Source organism: Marivita sp., assembly GCF_020055635.1.
Lineage (GTDB): Bacteria > Pseudomonadota > Alphaproteobacteria > Rhodobacterales > Rhodobacteraceae > Marivita.
On the sequence record NZ_JAIPUT010000176.1, the window covers coordinates 1 to 2,633 of the forward strand.

2 protein-coding genes and 2 pseudogenes are annotated in these 2,633 nt (G+C 61.2%); 3 read left to right on the plus strand and 1 reads right to left on the minus strand.

From position 1 onward, the window contains the following. Nucleotides 1–481, plus strand: a pseudogene (locus tag LCF60_RS24305) (hypothetical protein); the annotation flags it as partial. Nucleotides 482–647: 166 nt separating this feature from the next. On the opposite strand, the gene LCF60_RS24310 reads toward LCF60_RS24305, so the two are convergent. Next, nucleotides 648–1,628 carry a chemotaxis protein CheB gene (locus LCF60_RS24310; protein WP_292295101.1) on the minus strand — a complete coding sequence of 327 codons (981 nt, stop codon included), beginning with the start codon at nt 1,626–1,628 and terminating at the stop codon, nt 648–650. Nucleotides 1,629–1,932: 304 nt separating this feature from the next. Here LCF60_RS24310 and LCF60_RS24315 point away from each other — a divergent pair, with 304 nt between their 5' ends. Together LCF60_RS24315 and LCF60_RS24320 are read left to right on the plus strand one after the other, a co-directional pair. Then, nucleotides 1,933–2,091 carry a hypothetical protein gene (locus LCF60_RS24315; RefSeq protein ID WP_292295102.1) on the plus strand — a complete coding sequence of 53 codons (159 nt, stop codon included), beginning with the start codon at nt 1,933–1,935 and terminating at the stop codon, nt 2,089–2,091. A gap of 85 nt (nt 2,092–2,176) precedes the next feature. Beyond that, a pseudogene (locus tag LCF60_RS24320) lies at nt 2,177–2,633 on the plus strand (hypothetical protein); the annotation flags it as partial.

Sequence of the window (2,633 nt, forward strand, 5' to 3'; positions counted from 1 at the left end):
AACTTGGATGGGCCTATATTCGCCCACTTTTGCAGCGGAGGATGCGCTACATCACGACTTTCGCCGTTTTCTCGATGCCCTCGACGACCTGAACCCGGCCCAGATCGAAGACGCCCAGACGAAGATCCAGGATCTCCGGCGGAAGTCGGAGGCAATCTCGGAAATCGAAGCACGGACAAACCGGGAGCGCAAGTGCCCTTTCTGCGGCGACCCGCGGCGCCAGAAGTGGGGCCGCGCCCGGACCAAGATCCAGCGTTACCGATGCGGCGGCTGCCAGAAAACCTATTCAGGCCGAACCGGGAGCGCCATTGGCCGCATCCATCGTCCCGACCTGTTCATGGAGGCGCTGAGGGATATGTTGGGCAGCTCCGCTCCGCAATCGGTGCGCAAGCTCGCAAAGCAGCTCGACCTCAACAAATACACGGTCTGGCGCTGGCGGCTGGCAGGGTTGCTGCCGGCAGAGATTATCCGCGCATCTTAAACTTGGCGTCGCGGCAGAGGTCTGCTGGAGCTGGAAACGGTCTATTAGAAGCTGAGACCGACTATTGCTCAAATGTTCCGGTATACCGCGCGTCAAAGGAGGCGGCCGAACTGAATGACCGGATGAGGAAATGTCTGCTCGTCGACGGCATGTCCGTTCTCGCGTGTCAGCTCATAAGGCGGAGGGCCGCCGCTCGCAGCACCTCGGCCGATGCACGGAGTTCTGCGGCTTTGCCGAGGTAGTCTTCGTGCGCGTGCGTTCGACCTGCCGTATTGGCATCGCGCGCCATCCGTTCAGCAAGCACGGCACGTTCCTCCACGATCCGGAGAGCAACGCGCAAAGCCTCGTCGATTGAGCCCTCATGCTGATCCGCGAGCGCGTTGGCGGAGTAGGCGTGCCCGACCTGACAGCGGAACCGCAGCGGCGGCTGCTTGAGCTGCGACAGCGTGCCTCCGCAGTCCGGACAAGACAGCGGCGCGACGTCCGCGATCTCGGCTATGGTTTCTGTCCGGCAGGGGCGGCCAAGGGCGATTTCCACTTCCAGTTCGAGCTCCCTCCTACTGGCCGGCTCGGACCCTGGCGGTTCACGTGCCATCGCCGTGATCAGGTCGGGCAGGTCAGCCAGCGGGGCACGGTAGTCGACGTCGCTCGCCTCGAGCGCTCCGAGAGGCATGTCGGGCGCTTCCGCGTCTGCCGGGTTCTGCACGGCCGTCAGGCCGCCCATTTGCTTGATCGCTGCGAGCCCGGCGGCGCCGTCGTTCAGGTTGCCGGTCAGGACGAGTCCGATCGCGCTCGACCCGTAGCTGACGGCGACGGAGCGGAAGAGAGCGTCGATCGAGGGACGTGACATGTTCTCGCGCGGGCCACGGCCCAGCCGGATGACACCATCGATCACCAGCAGATGCCGATCAGCCGGCGCGACGTAGACGCGGCCCGCTTCGGCGGGCTCACCATCGACTGCGGTTGTCACGCTCAGCGACCCGGAGCTGTCAAGGATGTCGCCAAGAAGGTTGCGCCCATACGCCCCGACATGAACCACCACGAAGATAGCCGCAGGCACATCCTTTAGCAGGCGTGGAACGATCTGCTTCAATGCCGCAATCGACCCGGACGATCCCCCAATTGCGATCGCGCGCTCTTTGTGCATCTGCCCTCTCCGTAGTCAGTACCTCGCTGAGGCGGCGTCTTCTGAAACTGCCAACTGCGCCACATGACGGTCAACGCCTAAGGCGCATATTTGTGCCACGCATGAAGGTGCTGCACGCTGTTCCGAGCGGTCGCTTCTGGGGCGCTGGGTGGCCGCACATGGCCGGTAACAAACGCCAGCTCTGGACCAGAAACGCCAGTTTGGCGTCACCGAGCCGAACGTCCGCTCTGTCCGCATATCTAACCACCCGCTTATCCACGAGAAAAAGCAGCCAATAGGGCAATGACTGGATAAGACTTGATTGATGATCACCGAACTCAAGTCGATCCCGGACATCATGAACCCCATGCCTCGAGAGGTTGGCGACCGGAGCAGAGACGCCTGCGACCGTGCGGCGGCGGTGGAAAGAGTGAAGAAATCCGAAAGTGCGACGCCAATAGTGAATAAAATCGACAGACGGTGAAGGTTTTCGACGCGGGTGATCTTGCCAGTCGAGTGAGAAAAATCTAAGTATTAGCCCCAATAGTGAAGATTTTCGAGGCGTGGTGATGAATTTCTACGGACGTAAGCTTCCTGGACCGGGTCGGATTGCAGGATATGGCTGGCTGGTCAGTGAGCTCGGGCTGCGCGTGCCCATGCCGCGCCGCCTGTCTCTTGTATCCGATCACCACGAACGTCGATCCGATCCGGAATGGGAGGTATTCCGATCAGAGCAATGGCCGGGCGAGGTTGTGTTCGATCACCTGATGTTTGCCATCAAGAACGAAGGCATCGATCTGCGGATCCTGCATGAGGTCACCAAATTTGCGGACCCGTCTGAAATCTCCCGGGCCTTGGCGGGAGCGACCGGCCTCTTTGCGCGTCGGCTTTGGTTCTTCTGGGAGTGGCTGACGAACGAGAGACTGGACCTGCCCGATCTGGGGAAGGTGAAGTATGAGCCCGCGCTCGATCCGGACAACTATTTCGCCATTGAGCCCAGAGATCGATCAGCGCGCCACAAGATCA

Coding starts and splice junctions, on each gene's coding strand:
- LCF60_RS24315 (WP_292295102.1), top strand. CDS start 1,933: ATGATCACCGAACTCAAGTCGATCCCGGACATCATGAACCCCATGCCT.
- LCF60_RS24310 (WP_292295101.1), bottom strand. CDS start 1,628: ATGCACAAAGAGCGCGCGATCGCAATTGGGGGATCGTCCGGGTCGATT.